Source organism: Streptomyces sp. NPDC055254 (assembly GCF_053606025.1).
This window is the reverse complement of sequence record NZ_JBSGQV010000046.1, coordinates 30,405-51,869: the sequence shown is the minus strand read 5'-3', so window position 1 is coordinate 51,869 and position 21,465 is coordinate 30,405. Positions and strand designations below refer to the sequence as shown.

The window sequence follows — 21,465 nt, the reverse complement described above, 5'->3', positions numbered from 1 at the left end:
GCTGTCGTGGGTGTTGGCGGCTGTGAGGCCGACGAGGAGGGGCAGTCCGTTCGCGTCCGACAGAACGTGCATCTTGGAACCTGGCTTGCCCCGGTCCACGGGACTCGGACCTGTGAGTTCGCCCCTTTTTTAGCGCGGACGTGGGCCGAGTCAAGGACGGCGCGGGAGAGGTCGAGGAGGCCGGCGTCGTCCAGGCGGTGCAGGAGCTTCTCGTGGAGTCGGCCCCAGACACCGGCCCTCGACCAGATTAGGAACCGTCGGTGCGCCGTCGACTTCGATATCCCGAAGCACGGCGGCAGAGCCCGCCAGGCACACCCGCTGACCAGGACATAGATGATCGCCGCGAACAGCGTCTCATCAGGCGTATCCGGTGTTCCACCGCCCTGCGGCCGCACCTTCGACGGTGGGATCAGCGGCTCCCCGATCTCCCACAATCCATCCGGAACAATCCAACTCCAAGTACCCCGCCCCATACCGACACCAACGACGCCTCACCACATAGGACACGGTCTAAGAAGTCATCTCATTTGGCGTTGGTGGGTAGGCTGTCGGTCATGGTGGGGATTGTTGAGCGGCTGGTGCCGGATGAGTTGTGGGGACTGTTCCAGCGGGTGGTTCCGGAGGCGCCGTCGCGGCCTCAGGGTGGTGGGCGGCGTCGGCATGGTGACCGGGAAGTACTCGCCGCGATCGTGTTCGTGGCCACCTCGGGTTGTACCTGGCAACAGCTGCCCACGGCTTCGTTCGGCCTGTCGGGCGCGACAGCCCACCGACGCTTCTCCGAGTGGAGCAAGGCCCGGGTGTGGGCCAAACTCCACCGCCTGGTCCTCGACGAACTCGGCGCCCGCGGCGAGCTGGACTGGTCCCGCTGCGCGATCGACTCGGTGAACATGCGAGCCCTGAAGAAGGGGACCTGACAGGTGCGAATCCTGTCGACCGGGGCAAGTTCGGGTCGAAGATCCATTTGATCACCGAGCGGACCGGTCTGCCCCTGTCCGTCGGCATCTCGGGCGCGAACCTGCACGACAGCCAGGCCCTTGAGCCCCTCGTCCGTGGCATACCACCCATCCGATCCCGCCGCGGACGCCGTCGGCGCCGACCCGGCAAGCTCCACGCGGACAAGGGCTACGACTACGCCCACTCGCTGAGGCGCCCCAGGACCGACACCGCGAAGCGCCTACTCAGTCAGCCAAATGAGATGACTTCTTAGGCTCGGGCATGACCTGCTGGCGCCGCCTGGCCGAATGGACCGAGGCTGGAGTCTGGCCCCGGCTGCACGAGGTCCTCCTGGCCAAGCTTCGCAGCGCGAACGCCCTGGACTTCTCCCGGGCGGCCGTCGACGGCTCCCACATACGGGCATTGAAAGGGGGATCCAAGACGGGACGAAGCCCCGTTGGCCGGGGCAGGACAGGCAGCAAACATCACCTGATCACCGACGCCACCGGTATCCCGCTCGCCGCCACGTTGACCGGCGGCAACCGCAACGACGTCACCCAGCTGATCCCGCTGCTTCAGGCGGTACCGCCGGTGCGGGGCAAGCGAGGCCGGCCCCGGCACCGCCCGGACGTGGTGCTGGGCGACCGCGGCTACGACCACGACAAGTACCGCCGCCTCGTCCGGGACCTCGGCGTAAAGCCGCTGATCGCCCGCCGGGGCACCGAGCATGGCTCCGGACTCGGCACCCAACGCTGGGTCGTGGGGCGAGCATTCGCCCACCTGCACTGGTTCCGCCGCCTGCGGATCCGCTGGGAGATACGCGACGAAATCCACGAAGCCTTCCTCACCCTCGGATGCGCACTGATCTGCTGGCGACGCCTGAACTCCCGAGAGGAGTTTCAAGACAGGCACGGCCTACGTTGACGGCCCGCGGTGGCCGACCTCAGGTTGGCTTGCGCCACACGGAGATGTGCTTCGCGGAGTCCTGGGTGAACGGAGACCCGTCCCAGTCCGCGACACGACGTTCCAGCTCGAGCCCAGCGATCCGTGCCATCAGGTCGAGCTCTGCCGGCCAGGCGTACCGGTGCCGGGAGTTATCGCGGCGGTAGCGGCCGTCGCCGTCGCGGGTGAAGTGGTGCGAGACGAGAAGCTGCTCGACCAGGTCGAAGGTGTCGAAGCCGAGATGCTGCTCAGAGACGTCGAACGGCACCGCGACCTGGCCAGGCGGCAGGAACCGCAGCGGCGGCACACCCAGCTCGATGACGAATCGGCCACCGGGCTCCAGATGACGTGCGGCGTTGCGGAAGCACTCGACCTGCTCGTCCTGCGTGAGCAGGTTCGTGATGGTGTTGTAGACGAGATAGACCAAGGTGAACTCACCGGGAACGACGGTGGTGGCCATGTCCCCGATGACTACCGGGAGCGTGTCCTCGTCGATCTTGCGCCGCAGCACCGCTGCCATGTGCTCGGACAGTTCGATGCCCGCTACCGGCACGCCGCGTTCCCGGAGCGGGACGCCCACTCGTCCGGTCCCGATGGCGAACTCCAGTGCCCGGCCGTCTCCGGCGAGCTCGGCGAGGAAGCCGAGGGTCGGTCCGAGAACGGCAGCCGAGGACGCTTCGGTCTCCTCGGCGTCGTAGCGGTCGGCGGTCGCACGGGTCCACAGTTCACTGCTCGTCACGGACGGCCACTTTGCCGGGTGCCGAGGGGCGCTGTCGACGCATTTACGTTCTCCGCGGCGCAGCGTGCACCTCCCACAACTCGTCGTCGCCTTGCCAGGGCTTCGGCCGAACCATCCCGTACCCCGGATCATCAGTCCCGGAGTGATCCAACCACCTTGGAGATCATTTCGTTAGGAGTTCTTAATGCGTATACCTCGGGTTCGAATCCCGAAGCCGGATCGGGAGAGCCGGGTCAGAGGACCATCGACGTAGGCGTAGTCGCCTCCTCGCTGCCGATTTAAATTCAGACGGACGGCGAACGCCACAACTCCCCCTCCGTGCCTCGACTACGTCGCGTGACACGTACCGACGCCGGATCACGCTCCTGACCAGTGGTCATCCACCTTCGAAGGCATCCTCGGCTGGGGAGAATCTGGGGAGAATGAAGCCCCGTTGGGGAGCGACTGGGGAGGATCGGGCGCATCAACGAGCAGCACAGCGAAAGGACCCGAAAGGCGGATCGCCGCAGGCCAGAGCACCTATCTGGTCGGTTTCCGCAGGTCAGCGGTGTGAGAGTGACGACTTCAAGAAGATCTCCTCGTGGGCGGCCATCCTCTTCGCCCCGACTCTGGTCGGCACCATCTACGGCATGAACTTCGACCACATGCCCGAGCTCGGTTGGGTTCTTGGATATCCCTTCGCGCTGGCGCTGATGGCGGTCGTGTGCGGCAGTCCGTACGTGGTGTTCAAGCGCCGGGACTGGCTGTGAGTACGGGCCGCAGCGCGCCGTGCGGTGGGGTCAGTTGGGCACGTGGAGGTCCGGGACGACGGCGCGCAGTTGTTCGGCGGTCAGGGCGCCGGCTCTGACCAGGACGGGTACGGGTCCGGTGACGTCGACGATCGAGGACGGTACGGAGGCGGGGGTCGGTCCGCCGTCGAGGTAGACGGCGACGGTGTCACCGAGCATGCGTTCGGCGGCGTCGCAGTCCTGCGGTGACGGGTGACCGGTCAGGTTGGCGCTGGAGACGGCCATCGGGCCGGTGGCGTCGAGCAGTTCGAGGGTGAGGGGGTGGTGCGGCATGCGGACGGCGACCGTGCCGTGGGTGTCCCCGAGATCCCACTTCAGGGTCGGCTGGTGCCGGGCGACGAGCGTGAGAGGGCCGGGCCAGAAGGCGTCGACGAGCGTTTTGGCGATGTCGGGGAGGTCGGTGACGAGCTCGTCCAGGGCGTCCGGGGAGCTGACGAGGACGGGTGAGGGCATGTGGCGGCCCCGTCCCTTGGCCGCGAGCAGCGCGGCCACCGCCTGCGGGTCGAAGGCATCGGCGCCGACGCCGTAGACGGTGTCGGTGGGCAGCACTACGAGCCGGCCGGCTCGCACGGCTGCCGCTGCCGCGCGCAGCCCGGCGGCGCGTTCGGATGCCTCTGGTGCCTCTGATGCCTGCGAACAGTCGTACCGCTCGGCCATGGTCCGCCCTTCCGTGTCGGTGGTCTCGGCGGCATCGTACGCAGCGCCGAGGCGGCCCTGAGCCGCTGAGTCCGCGGCGGAAGCCGCCGTCCGCGCGGAGGGCAGGGCAGCCGGGAGGCCGCGGTGCCCGCACGGGACGGGTGGCACCGCGGCCGGTTTCAGCCGAGTGGGTGATCAGCCGGTGAGTGCGCTGGGCGCTGCCGGGGTGGGGATGCCGTGGGCGGTGACGAGCCGGGCGCTGCCCTCGGCGAGCTGGTAGGCGAGGCCGACGACGCCGGTGTGGCCGGACGCGACCTGGTCGGCCAGGACGCGGGAGCGGTCCAGGAGCAGGTCCACGGTGTGCTGGATGTGCGCGTCGATGACGTCGCTGTCGGCGGTCAGGCCGGCGGCGCGGGCCGCGAGCACGCTGGGAGTGACGCGTTCGACCACGTCGCGGACGTATCCGGCGGCGGGCAGCCCGTCCTCGACGGCTGCGCGGGCCGCTGCGACGGCGCCGCAGGAGTCGTGCCCGAGGACGACGACGAGGCGGCAGTCGAGCACGCTCGTGCCGTACTCGATGCTGCCCAGCACCTCCGGACCGAGGACGTGGCCGGCGGTACGGACCACGAACAGGTCGCCCAGGCCCTGGTCGAAGATGATCTCGGCGGCCAGCCGCGAATCGGAGCATCCCAGCAGTACCGCGAAGGGCTTCTGGGCCGGAGCGAGCTCTGCCCGCCGGGCGGCGTCCTGGTTCGGGTGCCGCGGGGCACCGGCCGTGAAGCGCTGGTTGCCGGCGAGCAGGGCGTCGAGCGCCTGATCAGGAGAGACAGGAATGGATGCCATGACGGCAGAGTACGAGGCGCTCTGTCTTCCCGCGCGATCAGGGGGTGGGTGGCGCGGTCCGGGGGTCTTTCGCTCCCCCGGCACGTCAGCCGCCGACGTGAATGCCGGGGCGGCGCGCGGGGTCGGGTTCGTGACTGCGGATGATCTCGCGGGTCACCGGGGCGGTGTCTCCTCGGCCCAGGAGGAAGTAGCGGACCATGTGGACGAGCGGGCTGCCCTCGGCCCAGGCGAAGTAGCAGTGCGGCAGGACCTCGGTGGCGTTGCGCAGGGCCAGCAGGACGGCGGCGATGGCGTTCGGTGCGGCCGGCGCGTGGGCGCGCAGGATGCGGTAGCCGTCGACTTCGACCCCGTGGACGGTGAGGGTGTCGCTGAAGTCGGAGGGGTCGACCACGTCGATCTCCAGGAAGAGGACGTCAGCGGTTCCGGGTACCGGGTTGACGCCGCGCTGTTCTCGTTCCTTGGCGCTGTACTCGTCGACGTCTCCGGCCTGGCGGCGGTTGGCGATGATGTTGATGGCCCCGTCGTGGGCGAGGGTGTCGTCGATGAACCGGCGGGCATCTGCGTCGAAGACGATGCGGTCGGCGCGCAGTTCGGTGGTGCGTGAGACGCGGGAGATCAGCGAGACGATGATGATCCCGGCGATGAAGAAGGCGGAGATGACGATGCCGTCGGGCTTGTCGATGATGTTCGCCGCCAGGGCGTAGAGCAGGACCGCGGTGAGAAGGCCGAAGCCGATCGTGGGTACGCGCCGGCGGTGTCGGGCGACGGAGACGGTGACGGCGAAGGCGCCGGAGACCATCATGGCCAGGATGCCGGTGGCGTAGGCGCCGGCCTGGTCGTCGACGTCGGCGTTGAAGGCGATCGTGATGACGATGCACAGGGCGGTGTAGACGATCACGACGGGGCGGACGGCGCGTCCCCACTCGGGGGCCATGCCGTAGTCGGGCAGGTAGCGGGGGACGATGTTGACGAGGCCGGCCATGGCGGAGGCTCCGGCGAACCAGAGGATGAGGATGGTGCTGATGTCGTAGACGGTGCCGAAGGCCTCCCCGACGTGCTCGTGCGCCAGGTAGGCCAGGGCGCGGCCGTTGGCGGCCCCTCCCGGTTCGAACTCCTCGTGGGGGATGAGCAAGGTGGTCACGAAGCTGGCTGAGAGCAGGTAGACGCTCATGACGAGGGCGGCGGTGGTCAGCAGGCGGCGGGCGTTGCGGATGCGCGAGCGCAGCCGCTGCTCGGGGTCAGCGCCTTCGGCGGCGACGAGCGGCATCATGCTCACGCCGGTCTCGAAGCCCGACAGGCCGAGCACCAGCAGCGGGAACGCCAGCAGTGCCGGGCCGATCAGGTCGCCGAAGCCTCCTCCGCCGCCGACGAGGGCGTCCGTCCACGCCGACCACGCGCCGGGGGTGGTGAAGACGTGGACCAGGCCGATCGCGATGACGACCGCGTTCAGCACGAGGAAGATCGCGACGAGCGGGATGGCGACGCTGACGGCTTCGCTGAACCCCAGGAGGAAAACTCCGCCCAGGACCAGGAGCAGGGCCACCGTCAGGGCGACTTCGTGGCCGTGCAGCACCTCCGGGAAGAAAGGGTTCTCCACCACGTGGACGGAGGCGTCCGCCGTGGACAGGGTGATGGTGATGATCCAGGAGGTGGCGACGAAGCCGAGCAGGACCAGGACGAACAGCTTGCCCCACCAGAACGGCAGCAGGTCCTCCAGCATCGCCACCGAACCGGCGCCGTGCGGACTCTCCTTCGCCACCCGCCGGTACATCGGCAGCATCCCCAGCAGGGTCAGTGCCACGATCAGCAGTGTCGCCAGGGGTGAGACCGCTCCGGCGGCGAGGGCGGCGATGGCGGGTACGTAGGCCAGGCTGGAGAAGTAGTCCACCCCGGTCAGGCACATCACCTTCCACCACGCGTGCGGCTCGGTGTGCCCCTCGCCCGCGGCCGGTCCCACCGGCTGCACCTGGTGCCGCAACAGCCACCGCGCCAGCCCGCCGGACGGCTGGGTCCGCGGAGCGGGGCTGTCCACCGCCTCCGGCATCACCGGCTCGCTCGCTTTCCTCATGTCCTGCATCAACCTTTCTCGGCTTCGGCGCATCCGCACGGGAACCACCAGCCGGGGCCGCGCAGAGATCATCGAGTATGGAGCCGCCGACGAGGCGAACGTGCACCGCCAGGTCGGCTCCCCGTACGCCCCATGCCCCGTCCGGCTCGCCCCTCACCCAGCACCCGCCGGCCGCCGCCGAGCGCCAACACCCCCTACGGGCAGGCCTGAAGGGCCGCAGCAGCCTGTCTCCACCGGGTGCGTGGCGGTCACGGCCGGGGACACCGGGGAGCGTGTGGGGGATCTCGACCCAGGAATTCTTGACGCATCCCTAACGCCGGCACGGAAGGTGGACGCTTGGATGCCTGAGCGGCGAGGACCGGATGACCAGGGGGTCAGTACAGGCCGAGCCGGCGGGCCGTGTCCTCGCCGTGACGCATCCGCTGATGGGCGTCTTCGCCGAGGGCGGTGATCACTCCGGCCACGACCGTCTCGATGACCGCGAGGGTGGGCACCAAGCTGTCGTAGGGAGAAGGGGCCGCGACCTGGCTCGGCAGCACCACTTCGGCGTGGGTGGACGCCGGCGAGAGCCACATGTCGGTGAAGAGGATGACCTTGCCGCCGTGCCCCTGTACGAGTTCCGCCATCGCGAGCTTGTCCTGCTCGTAGCGCCGGTAGTCGAAGACGACGAAGACGTCACGGCGGTGGAGGGCCGCGAACACCGCCGTGCGCTCGACGTCGCGGTCGGGCAGGAACCGCACGTCGTCGCGCAGCTGCATGAGGTGCAGGCCGAGGTACTGGGCGAACAGGTTGGTGAAGCGTCCGCCGGCCAGGGTGACGCGACGTTTGCCGTCGGACAGCAGCCTGATCGCGTGTTCGAGATCGTGCGGGGGCAGTTCGGCGAGGGTCTGTGCCACCGCGGCGCTGAACACGTTGCTGCCGCGTTGGAGGAGGGACAGGTCCTCCTCCGGCCCGCCCTTGCTGCGCCCGTAGTCGGTGGCCTCGTACAGGGAGAGGGGCGAGGCGTTGCGCTCGTCGAGCTCCGCTCGCAGCGCGGCCTGGAAGTCGGGGAAGCCCCGGTATCCGAGCCGGTTGACGAGGCGCAGGACGGTCGGGGCGCTGACGGCAGCCCGCTCCGCGAGGACGGCCATGGTCTCGAAGCCGGCCGACGGATAGCCGGCGAGCAGCACGCGCGCGACCTTGCGTTCAGCTGGGCTGACGTCGCCCAGCTTGAGGCGGATCTCGTCGGCGAGCGTGCCAGGGGCCATGCGCGGGATCTCCTTCCGAGGGGTTCCAGGACGGTTGGGTGACAGGTGGCGGGTCGAGCCTACTGCCGCCCCTCGGGGGGTGGGGCCGGCCGGATCCGCTGCGGGTGTCCGGCCGGCCCGGTCGCCCGGAGCGAGTCAGGGCGGAGTCACTGCGGAGCGACGGTGATCCGCAGGCCGGTGACGGTTCGCGCGGTGGCGCCGTCGCTGGTCCAGGCGGCGAATCCGGGTTGCTTGCCGAAGGTGACGGTGAACCGCGGTCCGGCCTCGAACGTCGCGGCCGTCGCGGTGCGCCGGGCGTCGGTGGCCGCGAGGGCGCGCGCGGTGCCCAGGAAGGAGTAGGGGACGCCTGCCGGGTTGGCCGCGGAGTGGAAGACGTCCGGGTTGGCGGGGACGGGTGGGCCGGACACCGGTTCCAGGAGTCGCTTGTCCGGGGCGGGCAGGACCTGCCGGCGGTGCGGGTCGTAGCGGTCGCCGTCGGTGAGGTAGCTGTAGCGGGCTCCGGTCAGGGACCACGCTCCGGTGGCGCTCCTCGCGGTCCGGGCTCGGCGGAGGTCGAGGACGGCGACGCCCTGCGGACCCAGTACGCGCAGTCGCTCGTGCGGTGTGCGGGGGGCCTCCACGACGAGGGCGGTGTTCTCGTCGAGCGCGTAGACGCGGTCGTGTCCGGTGTCGGCGGCGAGGCGCAGGGCCCGGCCTTCGCGTCCGTAGGCGCCGGTGTGGGTGTCGATCAGTCCGGAGCGCAGGAAGCCGAAGCCGCCCGCGGGCAGGTAGCCGAGTCGGGAGGGGTCCTCGAAGTAGCCCGGGCTGCTGCCGTCGCGCAGTCCCTCGTAGGAGTCGCCCCCCGTCACCATGTCGGCTCCGGCGACGATCTGCGCTCCGGCGCTGGAGCCGGAGACGACCGCGCCGGCGGCGAGCTTGGCGCGGATCGCGGCGAGCACCTTGGAGTCGGTGTGCGCGGGGCCGTGGAGCAGGGTGGTGATGTAGCGGTACTGGTCGCCGCCGCCGAAGAAGAAGCCGGTCATGGCGTTGACCTGCCTGACGACCTCGTCGGAGTCGGCGTTGGCGATGTGGTCCAGGTCGACGGGGATCCACTGGGCGTCGGCGGCGCCGTGGCGCTCGAACAGGCCGGCGTAGTAGGCGCCGTTGCACTCGGAGTTGCTGCACTTGGCCGGGTCGGCGGCGTACGGGTCCTGGCTGGCGGGAACCGAGGAGGCGGTGATCACTCCGATCCTCGCCGAGGTTCCGCCCGCGCGCTTGATGATCTCGCCGTAGACCTGTGCGTTGTCCGCCTTCAGCCCACCGCCGACGAGGACGAGGGAGCCGCGATCGCCCGGATGGCGGGTGGTGTCGGCGCCGGCCGACGGGGCCAGGGCGAGGGTGAGCAGGAGAGCGGTGCCGCCTGCCAGTGTGGTGCGGCGGGCTCCGGTCGGGACGCGCATGTGGTGCCTCCTGTGACGAGGGGGGTCGGTGGTGGTCGGGACCGCGGCGGCGGATGCCTGCCGCGATCCCGGCGCGGGCCGGCAGCCCGCCGGGTGGTGGACGGGACTGCCGGGACCTGGCCCCGTACCGGGCAATGGCGCGATCAAACCGGTACGGGACGTATGCGGGGCGTCAGCCGGTGCGGCTGTCGCCGAGGTCGGCGATGAGGGACGCGAGGAGCGCGACACGGACCGGGACGGTGGAGGTGTCCAGCCATTCCTCGGGGGTGTGGTCGGCGCCGCCGATCGGGCCGAGGCCGTCCAGGGTTGGCACGCCGATGCCCGCGATGAAGTTGGCGTCGCCCACGCCGCCCGTCGCCGCGCCACCGAGCGGGACCCCGAGGTCCGCGGCGATCCTCTTGGCCCGGTCGAACATGCGACGCGAGGCGGGAGTGTCCTCCATGGGCGGGCACAGGTCCAGTTGCTCCACCGCGGCCGCGGTGCCGGGTACGGCGGTCCGCACGGCGGCGGCTTCGATCGCGGACCTGGCCGCTCCGAGGCCGGCCGCGGTGGCGGAGCGCACCTCGACCCGCAACTCGGCCTCCGGGCAGACGATGTTCGCCCGGGTCCCTGCCCGGACGACGCCGACGTTGACGGTGACGTCGTCCCAGTGGCCGTTGAGGGACTGGAGGGCCACGACCAGGTGGGCGGCGGCCAGAGCGGCGTTCGCCCCGCGTTCCGGCTCGATGCCGGCGTGCGCGGCCCGGCCGGTGACCGTCACCCTGAAGTCGGCGACGCCCTTGCGGGCGATGACCACGTCGCCGTTCTCCCGCGCGCACTCCAGGGCGAGCGCGAAGTGGGCTCCGCACGCCGCCGCTTCGGTCGCCGGGCGGCTCGCGGGTGAGCCGATCTCCTCGTCCGGGGTGGCCAGGAAGACGAGCTCGGCGTACTGCCCGACTCCGGCCTCCCGCAGGATGTCCAGAGCGGTGAGTCCTGCGAGCAGGCCGCCCTTGTCGTCGCTGACGCCAGGCCCCCGCGCCGTGCGGCCGTCGAGTACGAAGGGCCGTTCGGCGGCGGTACCGTCCTCGAACACGGTGTCCAGGTGAGCGACCAGCAGGACGCGTCGGCCGCCCTCGGCAACCGGCAGGTCGCCCCGCTTGCGGGCGACGACCACATCGCCGACAGGGTGCCCGTGGCAGGGGGCGGGAGCGATGCGGTCGACGTCGAACCCGAGCCTGAGCAGCCGGTCCTGGGTCCAGTCGGCCATCCGATTGACGCCTGCGGGGCTGTACGAGCCCGAGTCGATGGCCACCAGGTCCGCCAGGTCGGCCACGTAGCCTTCGAGGCGGGCCTCGGCGTACGGGAGCAGCGCGGTGGCGCGGAGCCGCTCCCGCGAGAGGGCGGTCACAGGACCTTCGAGAGGAACGCGCGGGTGCGCTCCTGCCGGGGTTCGACCAGGACCTGGCGGGGATCACCGGATTCGACGACGACGCCGTCGTCCATGAAGACGGCGGTGTCGCCGACCTCGCGTGCGAAACCGATCTCGTGGGTGACCACGACCATCGTCATGCCGTCGGCCGCGAGCTGCCGCATGACGTCCAGCACCTCCCCGACGAGCTCGGGGTCGAGCGCGGAGGTGGGTTCGTCGAAGAGCATGAGCTTGGGCTTCATCGCCAGGGCGCGGGCGATGGCGACGCGCTGCTGCTGTCCGCCGGAGAGCTGCGCCGGGTAGTGGCCTGCCCGATCACCGAGGCCCACCCGCTCCAGCAGGCGGTGGGCGTCCGCCCTGGCCCGCGCCCTGTCGACGCCGCAGACGTTGACCGGGGCTTCCATGACGTTGTCGAGGGCGGTCATGTGGGGGAAGAGGTTGAAGCGCTGGAAGACCATGCCGATGTCGCGGCGTCTCGCGGCGACTTCCTTCTCCCGCAGTTCGTGCAGCCGGGATCCGCTCTGCCGGTAGCCGACCAGGTCGCCGTCGACCGCGAGCTTGCCGCCGTCGACCTTGTCGAGGTGGTTGATGCAGCGCAGGAAAGTCGATTTGCCCGAGCCGGAGGGGCCCAGCAGGCAGCACACCTGGCCGCGTTCGACGGTGAGGTCGATGCCTTTGAGGACGTCGAGCTTCCCGAAGTGCTTGCGCACGCCCTGGGCGTGGACCATGGGGACGTTCACCGGACCGCCTCCTTGGTGTCCTGGGTGTCCTGGGTGTCCTGGGTGTCTTTGGTCGCCCGAGCGGGTCGGGTGAGGGCTCCGGCGAACATGCGCCGCAGCGGCGAGACGTGGCCGCCGCGGCCGGTACCGCGGCCGTAGCGGCGCTCCAGCCATGCCTGCGGAATGCTGAGCAGGGTGACCAGCCCGAGGTACCAGAGGCTGGCGACCACGAGCATGGGGATGACCTGGTAGTTCTGCGCGTACACGTCCTGGATGTTGGACATCAGGTCGTGCGCCGAGATGATCGACACCAGGGCCGTCATCTTGAGCATGTTGATCGTCTCGTTGCCCATCGGCGGGATGATCACCCGCATCGCCTGGGGCAGCACGATGCGCCGCATCGTCAGGGCCGGCCGCATACCCAGGGAGTGCGCCGCCTCGGTCTGGCCGGTGTCCACCGACTGGATGCCCGCCCGGACGATCTCCGAGGCGTACGCGGCCTCGTTGAGGCCGAGTGCCAGCAGCGCGGCGACCGCCGGGGTGAGGAGGGAGTTCGTCTCGACCTTGAGGAAGGTGATGTCGGTGAACGGGATACCGATCATCACGTACGTGTAGAGGGCGGCGGCGTATCCCCAGAAGATGATCTGCACCAGGAGGGGCGTTCCGCGGAAGAACCAGACGAAGAGGGAGGACATCGCGTACAGCACCGGATTGGTCGACAGGCGCATCACGGCGACCAGGGTGCCGAGGACGAGTCCGAGGGCCATCGCCGCCACGGTGAGCCACACGGTGGTGAACAGCCCGGAGAAGATCAGGTCCGCGAAGAGGAAGCGCCCGATGACCTCCCAATGGAGATTGCCGTTCTTCGCCAGCGAGCCGGCCACGCCGACGAGGGCGGCTACCGCCGCGAGCGCCGCGATCCAGCGCCCGTAGCGGCGCAGGGGAACGACCGTGAGCTGCTCCGTCGCCGGACGGTCCATGCCGACGGGAGCCGTGGTGGTGGTCATTTCTAGTCCACCGCCGCGTTCTTGGTGGCCTTCTTGACGGCGATGGAGGCGACACCGTACTTGTCGAAGATCTTGGTGACGGTTCCGTCGTCGATCAGTACCTGCAACGCCCGCTGGATGGCATCACTGAGCTGCGGCAGCTTCTTGGACACCGCGATTCCGTTCGGCGAGGCACCGTAGCCGCCCGCGGCGGCCGGGTCGTCGACCACTTCGAAGGCGTTGCCGTTGTCGGCGGTCTTGGCGGTCCAGCCCGCGGCGGGCTTCGTCTGCACCTGGGCGACGACCTTGTCGGAGCGCAGCGCGAGCTGGGCGTCGGAATCCTTGGGGAAGGTCTGGATGTCGATCTCGCCCTTGCCCGCTGCCTTGCACTCGCGCTGGTGCTCCTGGAGCAGGTCCAGCTGGTTGGTCGCCGCCTGCACCGCGGCCTTCTTGCCGCACAGATCGCTCAGGGTCGTGATCTTCTCCGGGTTGCCCTTGACGACCATGATCCCGGAGCCGGAGACGGAGTAGTCGACGAAGTCGACGACCGCCTGGCGTTCCTGGTTGTCGGTCATCGCCGACATCGCCGCGTCGAACTTCCCGGCCTGGATGGCCGGCACGATGCCGTCGAACTTCTGCGGGGTGAACGTGAACCTCACGCCCAGCTTCGCACCCAGTGCCTGACCGAGGTCGTAGTCGAGGCCTGTCAGTTCGGGCTTGCCTTCGGTCACGAACATCTCGAAGGGCGCGTACGGGACATCGGTGGCCACCCGCACCGCACCCGACTCCCTGATCTCCTCGGGCAGAGCGGCGTGGAGCGCCGGGTCCTTGGTGATCGTCACTCCGGCGACGGTGGCGGGCGGCTCGGCGGCGTCGGAGACATCCTCGCCGCAGGCGGAGACCGTCATGAGGAGCGCCACGGACAGGGCGGAGGCCGTCGACACGCGACGGAGGGACGGGGTTGGCATCACGGGTAACCCTCTCGGAAGATCGGCCGGCGACGACCGCATGCGTCACCGTCTGACATGCGAGGAAATTACAGCGACAGCTCATTCTTGGCTAGATGTAATCCATATTACATCTGGGTAACGAGGCGCCGTGCGCCGACGAGCAGGCAGGGCCAACGCTCTCATCTGGTGCATCGATGAAATCGGGCGTCCCGCGATCAACTCGTGCGTTACATCTACCGCAGTTCACGGTCGGCCTGTACTTTCCGTTGCTGCACGCGACATGCCGCACGCCGCACTGCCGCAGCGTCCGCTTCCCCACTTCGCCGCGGTACCCCTCACCGCTGTCTCGGAGGACCCATGAGCCCCTTCCCGCACCCCACCTCCCCTGCGTCCACCAGCGCTTGTGCCGCTTCCCCGGCGCGGCGCCGATCCGCGCACCGGGTCACCGCATGCCTCACGGCCGCCCTGGTGGTCATCGCCGGCGGGTTCGTCCAGGCCGATCAGGCCGAGGCCGCCGCCGGCCGCATCCGCCTCGGCAGCTCCGCGGACGCCGGCCGCGCCGCCTGGTCGGGCCCCGCGTTCACCATGAACGGGTCCGGTGGCATCGTCCCCGCGTCCATGACCAAGGCCGTCGACGCCATCCGAGGCGGAACCGGCTCACTCGACGTGGTCGTGCTGGCGGCATCGACGCCGGGCTCAGGCAGCAGAACACCCGAGTGCGATGCCGTCATGCGCCTGAGCGGCATCAACTCCTGCACCACGTGGACGCTCACCAGGGTCGGCGACGGCAACAACACGCGGGCCAACACCGACATCCGCAACGCGGAGTTCGTCTACTTCGCCGGCGGCGACCAGTGCGACTACGCGGCCTGGAAGGCCACCGCGCTCCGCGCCTCCGTCCAGTCGGTCGTCGCCAAGGGCGGCGGCTCCGGCGGAGGCAGCGCCGGTCACCACATCAACAGCTCCGTCGTGTACGACGCCTGCCGAGGAAGCATCACCTCCAGCGAGGCCCTGGCCGACCCCTACGACGCGTACGCGACGTTCACCACGGGCATGTTCGACTGGCCCTACTACTCCGGCACCGTCAACGACTCGCATTTCGTGACCCGTGATCGCATGGGCCGCACCATGGCCTTCGTCGCACGCGCGCTCAGGGACGGGCTCACCACCGGCGGGAAGGCCTGGGGCGTGGGCGTCGAGGAGGGCGGCTCCCTCTTCATCGACAAGAACGGCCTTGCCACCGTCTCCGGCGCCGACACCTACGTCGTCCTCGGCGACCACCAGCCCGAGAAGGCCGTCCCGGGACAGCCCCTCACCTACTCGGGCTACAAGATCTGGCGCCTGACCCCGGGCCGGACCTTCGACTTCAAGAACCGTCCCACCTGCGGCTACTACCTCAAGAGCGTCACCAACGGCATCACCGACGGCAACCTGTACAACGGCACACCCGTGAGCAGTTGCTGACACGGCCGGGGACGGTCCCGGGTGCGGCCCGAACGGCGCCCGGGACCGCGCCGTACGGGCCGCACCCGGGAGCGGGACTGACCCCTACCTGTCTTGCGGGCGCTCGTCCGGTCCGTTGCGTCCGTGGCTGCCCGGAGCGGGACGGGGAACATGGCACCGGGTCCGGCTTCCCCGTTCGTCGGCTCCGGGCCAGGGGGCAGGGTCCGGGTCGCGGAATGACGTGTGCAGATCGTCCACCCGGGTGCGGGCCGGTTCGGAGCCGCTCGGCGCGGGTGTTCTGCGTCGCCACGGGGCTCTCGCCGCGCTGGCGCCGTGTCCGTCCCGCCCGGCTCGGGCTTTCCACCATCGCGCCACGACAGCGGCCGCGGCCAGAACTGCGGCTGCGACGGCGTGCAAACCTTGGGCGGGCACGGTTCTCTCCCCTGCTGGCAGTCCTGCGGGTCGCTCGGGCCGGTGCGGACGGCCCGCTGCGCGGTCCTCGGTCGCCGTCAGTGGTTGTGGCGGCGGCGTACGAGGACGAAGACGAGGAGGGCGACTGCCGCCGAAGCCAGGGCGGTCCACTTGGATCCTGCGGCGTGCGCCGCCCGAGCCGCCTTTTCGCGGACGACGTCGGGGGTCTTGTCGGCGGCGAGGTGTCCGGCTCGGCAGGCGGTGTCCCGGACGTGCGCAGCGGTTTGGGTCGCCGTGTGCAGGAGCGGCTCGGGCGTCTTGCTCTTTGCCAGCTCGGTCGCGTGGCCGGCCTTCGCCCGAGCCTGCGCGGTGGCCTGTTTGGCTGCGGCGACGGTGTGGTCCTTCGTCGCCGCGGTCCTCTCTTTGGCCGTGGGCTTGCCGTCTCCGGCCCAAGGCTCACGGGCCGGGTCGGGTGCTACCTGGTGGGCCTCGCCCTCCGGCGGCTCTCCGGAAGGGCGGGAAGACTCGTCGCCGTCGTACTGGCTGGTCATCGTGCTTCTCCATCCCGGCCGTATCGGCCGCGGTTGCGTCTGTGGTGCGCGCGCTCGGGCACGCCGGCTGCCCGGCTTCGATCCCGCCGTGGACCCGCACCCGGTGGGGCCCGTGCCACGATGCTGGCCCACTGAGCAGCCGTACGCCCGGAGCCGGGCTGGTGCCCTACTTCGGTCGGACGCAGCAAAGACCCGGTGAGCGGTACCGGCAGGGGCCGCGCAGCCGTGACGCGGGTGCTGGTTCGGGGAGCTCGCGCTAGGTGCGGGGTGGCAGGAGGGGGCCCAGGGGGCCGAGATCGAGGTTGAGGTCCTCCAGCGCGTAGCCGTGCTGGGCGCACAGGTCGGCCAGGCGGTCGTGGAGGGCCAGGAGCGTGGCTCCCAGCTCTTCTTCCTGTTCGTCGGTGAGGTCTCCCGCGTCCACGCGCCGCAGGGCCTGGCGCTCGATGAGCTGGCGCAGGAGTTCGACCAGGGTGAGCACGAGCTTGAGGAGGTCTTCTTCGACCGTGTCGCGGTCGGTGTACATGCGGTGGGCGGGGCGCGGGGCCGACTCGTGCGGCGCGGGGGGTGCCTGGAGCAGCCGGAACGCTTGGGACATGGTGTCGCCGACGTCCTCCAGAGCGGGTCTCGAAGGCGGCCGCGGGTGGCGGGACGGGCGCTCGGGGCCGCGTTCCTCACTCACCGGGGCCGCCCTCCCGCGCCGTGACGGCCGGGTGGACCTCGGAGCTGACGGACACGATGAGAGCCCGCAGGGAGATGCGCACGAGGTCGATGTCGGCGATGGAGAGAACGATGTCGCCGGTGATGACCACACCGCCGCTGAGGAGCCGGTCGAGAAGGTCCACGAGCGCCACCTGGCGCCCGGGAAGCGGTTCTCCGTAGCCGTCTCCGTAGCTGTCGAGGGTCATGGGGTGCGCTCCCCGCGCTCCCCGCCGGTGGCCGCGTTCTGGCGCTCGGCCGGGGGCATGGCGAAGGAGTAGGGGGCCCAGGGCCCGGTGACCTCGATCCGAACGCCGTCGAAGACGCCGGCGGCCTCGGCGATGGCGGCCTGGAACTCCTCCGCGTACGCGTGGGGGACGAGGTAGGCGTCGTTGAGGACGTTCTCGGCGGGACCGGTCAGGGCGCCGCTCTGGGTGGGGTGGCGCGCGCGCTGCGAGGCATACCGGGAGGCGATGGCCTCGATGGACGCGGCGGCCCTCTGCGCCTGGCCGTAGACGGCTTCCTGGGCGCTGTGCTGGGCCCTTCGACGCTGGAGGTACGCCTTGCCGGGAGTGGTGGCGGCGCCGTCGGCGGCGGGTCCGGCACCGGGTGGGGCCGCAGCGGGGGCGAGGTAGATCTTCACGCCGTATTCGGTGTGGTCGGTGAGCTGGGCGAGCCTTTCGGCGAACGCGTCGAGCTGCTCGGCGAGCGCTTGGCGGGCACGGTCGTCGTCCTGGTAGACGGTGGCCATGCGCAGCGGCAGGACGGTGGTGCGGAGGGAGAGTGCCTGGACGACGTCGTGGTGTGCGCGGGCGACGTTCTCCAGCCAGTCCAGGTCCTCGAAGTGGTTCTTCAGCGCGTGTTCGTTGAAATCACGCTGGGGAACGTGGCTGATGGCGAAGGCCGGGGACGGCCCGGCGGTAGGAGGGCCGGCGCTCAGGAAGAAGACGGGTGAGCCGTAGATCCCGCGCAGGCCGGCGACGGCGTCGCGGAGGTCCGCGGTCAGTGGAGCTGCCGCGTACACGTAGGTGAGGGTGGCGTCGGTCGTGGTCATGTGCGGCGCCCCCGTGCGGATCCCTTGCCCGTACCGCTCTCGGGCTCCTCACCGGTGCTCAGCGGCACCTCCTGGCCGTCGAGGCGTTCACGGCGCAGGTCCTCCAGCTCGGCGCGCAGCCGGCGGTTCTCCTGTTCCAGGGGGCTGCCCGTGTGCCGGGAGGAGAGCGAGGGGTCGTGCTCCCACCAGTCGATGCCCATCTCTTTCGCCTTGTCCACGGAGGCGATGAGGATGCGGAGTTTGATGGTCAACAGTTCGATGTCGAGAAGGTTGATGCGGATGTCGCCGGCGATGACGATGCCCTTGTCCAGGACCCGCTCCAGGATGTCGGCGAGGCTGGAGGTGCTCTGTCCGTACGGCATCGGGGCGGCGCGGGACGGGAAGGATCCGAGTCGGCCGGGTAGGGGCTCAGACACGATGGCGGCCTCCCTCGCGCATCAGGGGAACTGCTGGCGGAACTGGGCTATCTCATCGAGCCGGTCGATCAGTTCGTCCTCCCGGTGGTCGAAGGTTTCCTGATCGATCTCGCCGCTCAGCAGGCGCCGCTCCAGGTCGGCGAGCTCGCGCCAGACCGGGGCCGGGTCGTAGTACTCGTCCTCGGCCTTCTCGGCGACCCGATGGGCGGCCCACACGACGGCTTCCACGGGGGCGATGGGAAGGGTGAACAGACGGCTCAGGAGTCCCATGGTTCGCGTCTCCTCTCGCGCTCGAAGGGTCGCGGGGTGTCACTGGACGAAGCTGTACGGGGGCAGGGGGCCGGTGAGCCGGAAGTCGACGCCGTCCCCGATCTGCTGGGCGAGGCCGGCTTGCACGGCCAGGAAATCGTCCTTGCGCTCATGCGGTACGAGCAGCGACAGGTTGAGGAAGTCGGGGGGCGAAGGTGCATGGGTGGCGTCTTCTCGGGCGTAGGGGATCAGGGCTTCGACCAGTCCCGCCGCCAGTGCCTCCTGGCGCTCTTGCACTTCGCGGGCGACGAGTTCCCCGAGCGCGAGGGGTAGCTGCGGGTCCTGCGCGCCGGCCCGGATGCGTTCGTTGATCTCCCTCGCCTCGGGAGAGTCCCGCAGGATCTTGCGCAGCAGCTCGTCCTCGTCCGCCTGGGATGCCCTCACGTGGTATTCCGCGCAGCCGTCGAGCCGTTCGAGAGTGGCGAGGTAGCCGTCCGTGTCCTCTTCCAGGGCTTCCCGAACGGCCAGGTCGTCGGAGGCGATGTAGCCGAACTGCAGCGGGAGGACCACACCGCCGGCCATGAGGCGCTCCTGCACCTCCTGATGCGCCAGGAGGTCTCGGCGCTTGGGCCGGATCTCTTCGGAGATGTCGCTGACCACCGCGCACAGGGGTCCGGCGGGGACCGCGCGCACGGGTGCCGGGTGGGAGCCGACTCCGGTCAGGCCGTCGAAGCGCTGCGGGTGGTCCTTACCGGTGATCGCGTACACGTAGAGCGTCATCGCTCACTCCCTCTCCCGGCGTACCGGGCGCCGGGCGGGACGCCGCTTCTTGGGGACGGCCTCTTCCTCGGCTTCTTCCTCGTCCGGCTCCTCGCCCGCGGAGGGGCGGCCGGACAGGGATTCGGTCACGGCCTCGACCGCTCCACTGAGCGCGCCCTTGGACTTGCCGCGGGCGCCGCCCTCCATCATGTTCCCGACGACCTCGGGAAGCTGGGCGGGTGCTTTGCGGCCTGCTTCGAGGTCGAGGCGGTTGCATGCCTCGGCGAAGCGCAGGTAGGTGTCGACGCTGGCCACCACGATGCGGGCATCGATTTTGATCAGCTCGATACCCACGAGTGAGATGCGGACGAAGACGTCGATGACCAGACCGCGGTCGAGGATCAGCTCCAGGACGTCGTAGAGGGTTCCCGAGTTGCTTCCGCCCCTGCTTACGCTGCTGCCGCTCTGCGGCACCATGGTCATGGCGCCTCCTTTCCGGGGCGGCCTGTCTTCAGGTCGGCCGGTCGATCATGCCTCTGCTGTACCGGCGGGTCCGTTCGTAGGAGACCAACTGTCCGTCCGGATCCAGGGCGACCTTGTAGCTGGCCATCACGCTGGTCGTGTCGGGGATGCGTTCCAGTTCCACGACTTCCACCTGCGCTACCCAGCCGTCCTCGGTGGGTTTGAGTGAAGAGACGGAGTCGGGGGTCCGGCCCAGGAGTTGGGCCAACTGCCCGGCCGCCGAGCGCATGGCCGAAGCCGCTCCGGGAACGCCGGCCTTCCGCTTGGCAGGGGCGCGGCGGACCGCCGGGGGCCCGTCCTGCTGCTCGGTCTCTTCGGCCGGACGGGGCCGGACTCTGCGCGGACGTGCCGGTTCTGATGCGGCCATCTGTCCTCCGCTGGGGGAACCCCGCTTGCTGAAACTACAATGTCAGCATATAGGGAATATGTCCCGTATCGGGGGTAGGGGGTCTACAGGCCGCCTGAACGGGGCGTCCTTCGGTCGGCGCGTCGAGGACAGCAGCCGACACATCCGCAGACCCGGACGGTGTTCCCGGGCAGCGACGTACAGCCCGCAAGCGCCCTGGTGAAGGGACAGCAACTCATGCAGGACACGACCAAAATCGCGCTCGCGGCCGCCGTGGCCGGGGGTTACGTACTCGGACGGACGAAGAAGGGCCGCTTGGCGTTCACCGCGGCGACCTACCTCGCAGGCCGACGTTTCGGTCTTGACCCCGGCCAGCTCATGGCGCAGGGCCTCACCAAGCTCAAGGAGACTCCTCAATTCGCCGAGATAAGCGACCAGCTCCGCGGCGAAGCCCTGGACGCGGGCAAGAAGGCTCTGGGAGCCGCGGCCAACCGCAAGCTCGCCGACCTCGCCGGCTCGCTGCACCAGCGGACCGCGCAGCTGGGCGGCGCCGGTGCGGCCGAAGACGAAGAGGACCAGGAGGAACCCGAGGAACCCGAGGAGTACGAGGACGAGGACGAGGACGAATACGAATACGAAAGCGAGGGCGAGGACGAGGACGAGGAGCCGGCAGCCGAGAAGGGCTACGAGGAGCCTGAGGCGGACGAGGAGGAAGACGAGGAAGAGGGCGAGGAAGAGGAAGAGGAAGAGCCCGCTGAGGAAGCGGAGGACACTGACGAGCCCGAGGAGGAAGAGGAAGAAGAGGAGGAGGAAGCGGAAGAGGAAGAAGAGGAACCCGAGGAGGAACCTGAGGAGGAACCTCCGCCGCCCCGCAGGCGCGGCCGGCCCCCGACCTCAACGAAGTCCGCTCCGGACGCACCCGCTCGCAAGGCACGCCGCTCGGCTCCCTCGGAGCCCCCGCCTCCGGCCAGGAAGGCCGCACCCAAGAAGGCTCCGGGCAAGGCACCGGCCAAGGCGGCGGCGAAGGCACCGGCGAAGAAGACGCCGACGGCGAAGGCACCGTCGAGGTCAGCAGCCGCGAAGAAGACCGCGCCGTCCAAAACTGCCGCCAAGAAGACAGCGAAGCAGGCGCCGGCGAAGAAGACCGCGACGCGCGGCCCGGCAGGCAAGTCAGCCGCCAAGAAGACGGCCACACGCACCCCGGCCGGCGACTCGGCCTCGAAGAAGACCGCAGCGCGCACTCCGGCACGCAAAACGGCAGCCAAGAAGGGCGCGGCGAAGAAGACGCCGGGCCGCAAGCCGTCCACGCGGAGGTAGGTC

At 69.9% G+C, this 21,465-nt stretch carries 21 protein-coding genes and 4 pseudogenes; 5 read left to right on the top strand and 20 right to left on the bottom strand.

Translation table 11 applies throughout. The features are described 5' to 3' along the window. Nucleotides 1-473 (bottom strand): annotated as a pseudogene (locus ACWFQ8_RS29675) (IS5 family transposase); the annotation flags it as partial. 81 nt (nt 474-554) lie between these two features. Between ACWFQ8_RS29675 and ACWFQ8_RS29670 the strand changes: the two are divergent. Together ACWFQ8_RS29670 and ACWFQ8_RS29665 are read left to right on the top strand one after the other, a co-directional pair. After that, nucleotides 555-1,150, top strand: a pseudogene (locus ACWFQ8_RS29670) (IS5 family transposase); the annotation flags it as partial. A 56-nt stretch (nt 1,151-1,206) separates the two neighbouring features. After that, nucleotides 1,207-1,857: pseudogene (locus tag ACWFQ8_RS29665) on the top strand (IS5 family transposase); the annotation flags it as partial. Between the two features lie 19 nt (nt 1,858-1,876). Here ACWFQ8_RS29665 and ACWFQ8_RS29660 read toward each other — a convergent pair. Next, on the bottom strand, nt 1,877-2,614 hold the full coding sequence (locus ACWFQ8_RS29660) for a class I SAM-dependent DNA methyltransferase (protein ID WP_453789363.1): 738 nt from the start codon (nt 2,612-2,614) through the stop codon (nt 1,877-1,879). Nucleotides 2,615-3,177: 563 nt separating this feature from the next. Between ACWFQ8_RS29660 and ACWFQ8_RS29655 the strand changes: the two are divergent. Then, nucleotides 3,178-3,363, top strand: a pseudogene (locus ACWFQ8_RS29655) (CorA family divalent cation transporter); the annotation flags it as partial. A gap of 30 nt (nt 3,364-3,393) precedes the next feature. Here ACWFQ8_RS29655 and ACWFQ8_RS29650 read toward each other — a convergent pair. From ACWFQ8_RS29650 to ACWFQ8_RS29610, 9 genes are all read right to left on the bottom strand, one after another. After that, nucleotides 3,394-4,059, bottom strand: coding sequence for an L-threonylcarbamoyladenylate synthase (locus tag ACWFQ8_RS29650; RefSeq protein ID WP_453789362.1), 666 nt, complete (start codon nt 4,057-4,059; stop codon nt 3,394-3,396). 174 nt (nt 4,060-4,233) lie between these two features. Next, nucleotides 4,234-4,881: a carbonic anhydrase gene (locus ACWFQ8_RS29645; RefSeq protein ID WP_453789361.1), complete on the bottom strand. Its 648-nt coding sequence runs from the start codon at nt 4,879-4,881 to the stop codon at nt 4,234-4,236. Between the two features lie 85 nt (nt 4,882-4,966). After that, complete coding sequence (locus tag ACWFQ8_RS29640) at nt 4,967-6,949, bottom strand: amino acid transporter (protein ID WP_453789360.1); 1,983 nt, start codon at nt 6,947-6,949, stop codon at nt 4,967-4,969. Nucleotides 6,950-7,323: 374 nt separating this feature from the next. Further along, nucleotides 7,324-8,196: a MurR/RpiR family transcriptional regulator gene (locus ACWFQ8_RS29635; protein ID WP_453789359.1), complete on the bottom strand. Its 873-nt coding sequence runs from the start codon at nt 8,194-8,196 to the stop codon at nt 7,324-7,326. 146 nt (nt 8,197-8,342) lie between these two features. Next, a complete protein-coding gene (locus ACWFQ8_RS29630; protein ID WP_453789358.1) occupies nt 8,343-9,635 on the bottom strand; it encodes a cyanophycinase in 1,293 nt (430 codons plus the stop codon). A 172-nt stretch (nt 9,636-9,807) separates the two neighbouring features. Beyond that, nucleotides 9,808-11,022 carry a M20/M25/M40 family metallo-hydrolase gene (locus ACWFQ8_RS29625; RefSeq protein ID WP_453789357.1) on the bottom strand — a complete coding sequence of 405 codons (1,215 nt, stop codon included), beginning with the start codon at nt 11,020-11,022 and terminating at the stop codon, nt 9,808-9,810. Then, a complete protein-coding gene (locus ACWFQ8_RS29620) occupies nt 11,019-11,771 on the bottom strand; it encodes an amino acid ABC transporter ATP-binding protein (RefSeq protein ID WP_453789367.1) in 753 nt (250 codons plus the stop codon). Before ACWFQ8_RS29620 ends, ACWFQ8_RS29625 begins: the two co-directional genes overlap by 4 nt. A gap of 8 nt (nt 11,772-11,779) precedes the next feature. Further along, on the bottom strand, nt 11,780-12,769 hold the full coding sequence (locus ACWFQ8_RS29615; protein WP_453789356.1) for an amino acid ABC transporter permease: 990 nt from the start codon (nt 12,767-12,769) through the stop codon (nt 11,780-11,782). Between the two features lie 2 nt (nt 12,770-12,771). Further along, nucleotides 12,772-13,692 carry an ABC transporter substrate-binding protein gene (locus tag ACWFQ8_RS29610; protein WP_453789355.1) on the bottom strand — a complete coding sequence of 307 codons (921 nt, stop codon included), beginning with the start codon at nt 13,690-13,692 and terminating at the stop codon, nt 12,772-12,774. Nucleotides 13,693-14,055: 363 nt separating this feature from the next. On the opposite strand from ACWFQ8_RS29610, the gene ACWFQ8_RS29605 reads away from it, so the two are divergent. Then, nucleotides 14,056-15,162 (top strand): hypothetical protein, encoded by a 1,107-nt coding sequence (locus ACWFQ8_RS29605; RefSeq protein WP_453789354.1) that lies wholly within the window; start codon nt 14,056-14,058, stop codon nt 15,160-15,162. 488 nt (nt 15,163-15,650) lie between these two features. On the opposite strand, the gene ACWFQ8_RS29600 is transcribed toward ACWFQ8_RS29605, so the two are convergent. The 9 genes from ACWFQ8_RS29600 to ACWFQ8_RS29560 form a co-directional block, all read right to left on the bottom strand. Next, on the bottom strand, nt 15,651-16,103 hold the full coding sequence (locus ACWFQ8_RS29600; RefSeq protein ID WP_453789353.1) for a DUF3618 domain-containing protein: 453 nt from the start codon (nt 16,101-16,103) through the stop codon (nt 15,651-15,653). A 256-nt stretch (nt 16,104-16,359) separates the two neighbouring features. Continuing rightward, on the bottom strand, nt 16,360-16,698 hold the full coding sequence (locus tag ACWFQ8_RS29595) for a gas vesicle protein K (protein ID WP_453789352.1): 339 nt from the start codon (nt 16,696-16,698) through the stop codon (nt 16,360-16,362). A 76-nt stretch (nt 16,699-16,774) separates the two neighbouring features. Continuing rightward, the gene (locus ACWFQ8_RS29590) at nt 16,775-17,008 is read right to left on the bottom strand and encodes a gas vesicle protein (protein WP_453789351.1); all 234 of its coding nucleotides are present in this window, start codon (nt 17,006-17,008) and stop codon (nt 16,775-16,777) included. Beyond that, nucleotides 17,005-17,853, bottom strand: coding sequence for a GvpL/GvpF family gas vesicle protein (locus ACWFQ8_RS29585; protein ID WP_453789350.1), 849 nt, complete (start codon nt 17,851-17,853; stop codon nt 17,005-17,007). The genes ACWFQ8_RS29590 and ACWFQ8_RS29585 overlap by 4 nt, the downstream gene beginning before the upstream one ends. Then, a complete protein-coding gene (gvpJ, locus tag ACWFQ8_RS29580; protein ID WP_453789366.1) occupies nt 17,850-18,215 on the bottom strand; it encodes a gas vesicle protein GvpJ in 366 nt (121 codons plus the stop codon). Before gvpJ ends, ACWFQ8_RS29585 begins: the two co-directional genes overlap by 4 nt. A gap of 75 nt (nt 18,216-18,290) precedes the next feature. After that, nucleotides 18,291-18,539, bottom strand: a complete 249-nt coding sequence (locus ACWFQ8_RS29575) for a gas vesicle protein GvpG (RefSeq protein ID WP_453789349.1) — start codon at nt 18,537-18,539, stop codon at nt 18,291-18,293. A 39-nt stretch (nt 18,540-18,578) separates the two neighbouring features. Beyond that, nucleotides 18,579-19,298 carry a GvpL/GvpF family gas vesicle protein gene (locus ACWFQ8_RS29570; RefSeq protein ID WP_453789348.1) on the bottom strand — a complete coding sequence of 240 codons (720 nt, stop codon included), beginning with the start codon at nt 19,296-19,298 and terminating at the stop codon, nt 18,579-18,581. A 3-nt stretch (nt 19,299-19,301) separates the two neighbouring features. Further along, entirely contained in the window at nt 19,302-19,760 is a 459-nt protein-coding gene (locus tag ACWFQ8_RS29565) for a gas vesicle structural protein GvpA (protein ID WP_453789347.1), read from the bottom strand. Nucleotides 19,761-19,788: 28 nt separating this feature from the next. After that, nucleotides 19,789-20,166, bottom strand: coding sequence for a gas vesicle protein GvpO (locus tag ACWFQ8_RS29560; protein WP_453789346.1), 378 nt, complete (start codon nt 20,164-20,166; stop codon nt 19,789-19,791). A gap of 216 nt (nt 20,167-20,382) precedes the next feature. On the opposite strand from ACWFQ8_RS29560, the gene ACWFQ8_RS29555 reads away from it, so the two are divergent. Then, on the top strand, nt 20,383-21,462 hold the full coding sequence (locus ACWFQ8_RS29555) for a histone protein (protein WP_453789345.1): 1,080 nt from the start codon (nt 20,383-20,385) through the stop codon (nt 21,460-21,462). Nucleotides 21,463-21,465: the final 3 nt, after the last annotated feature.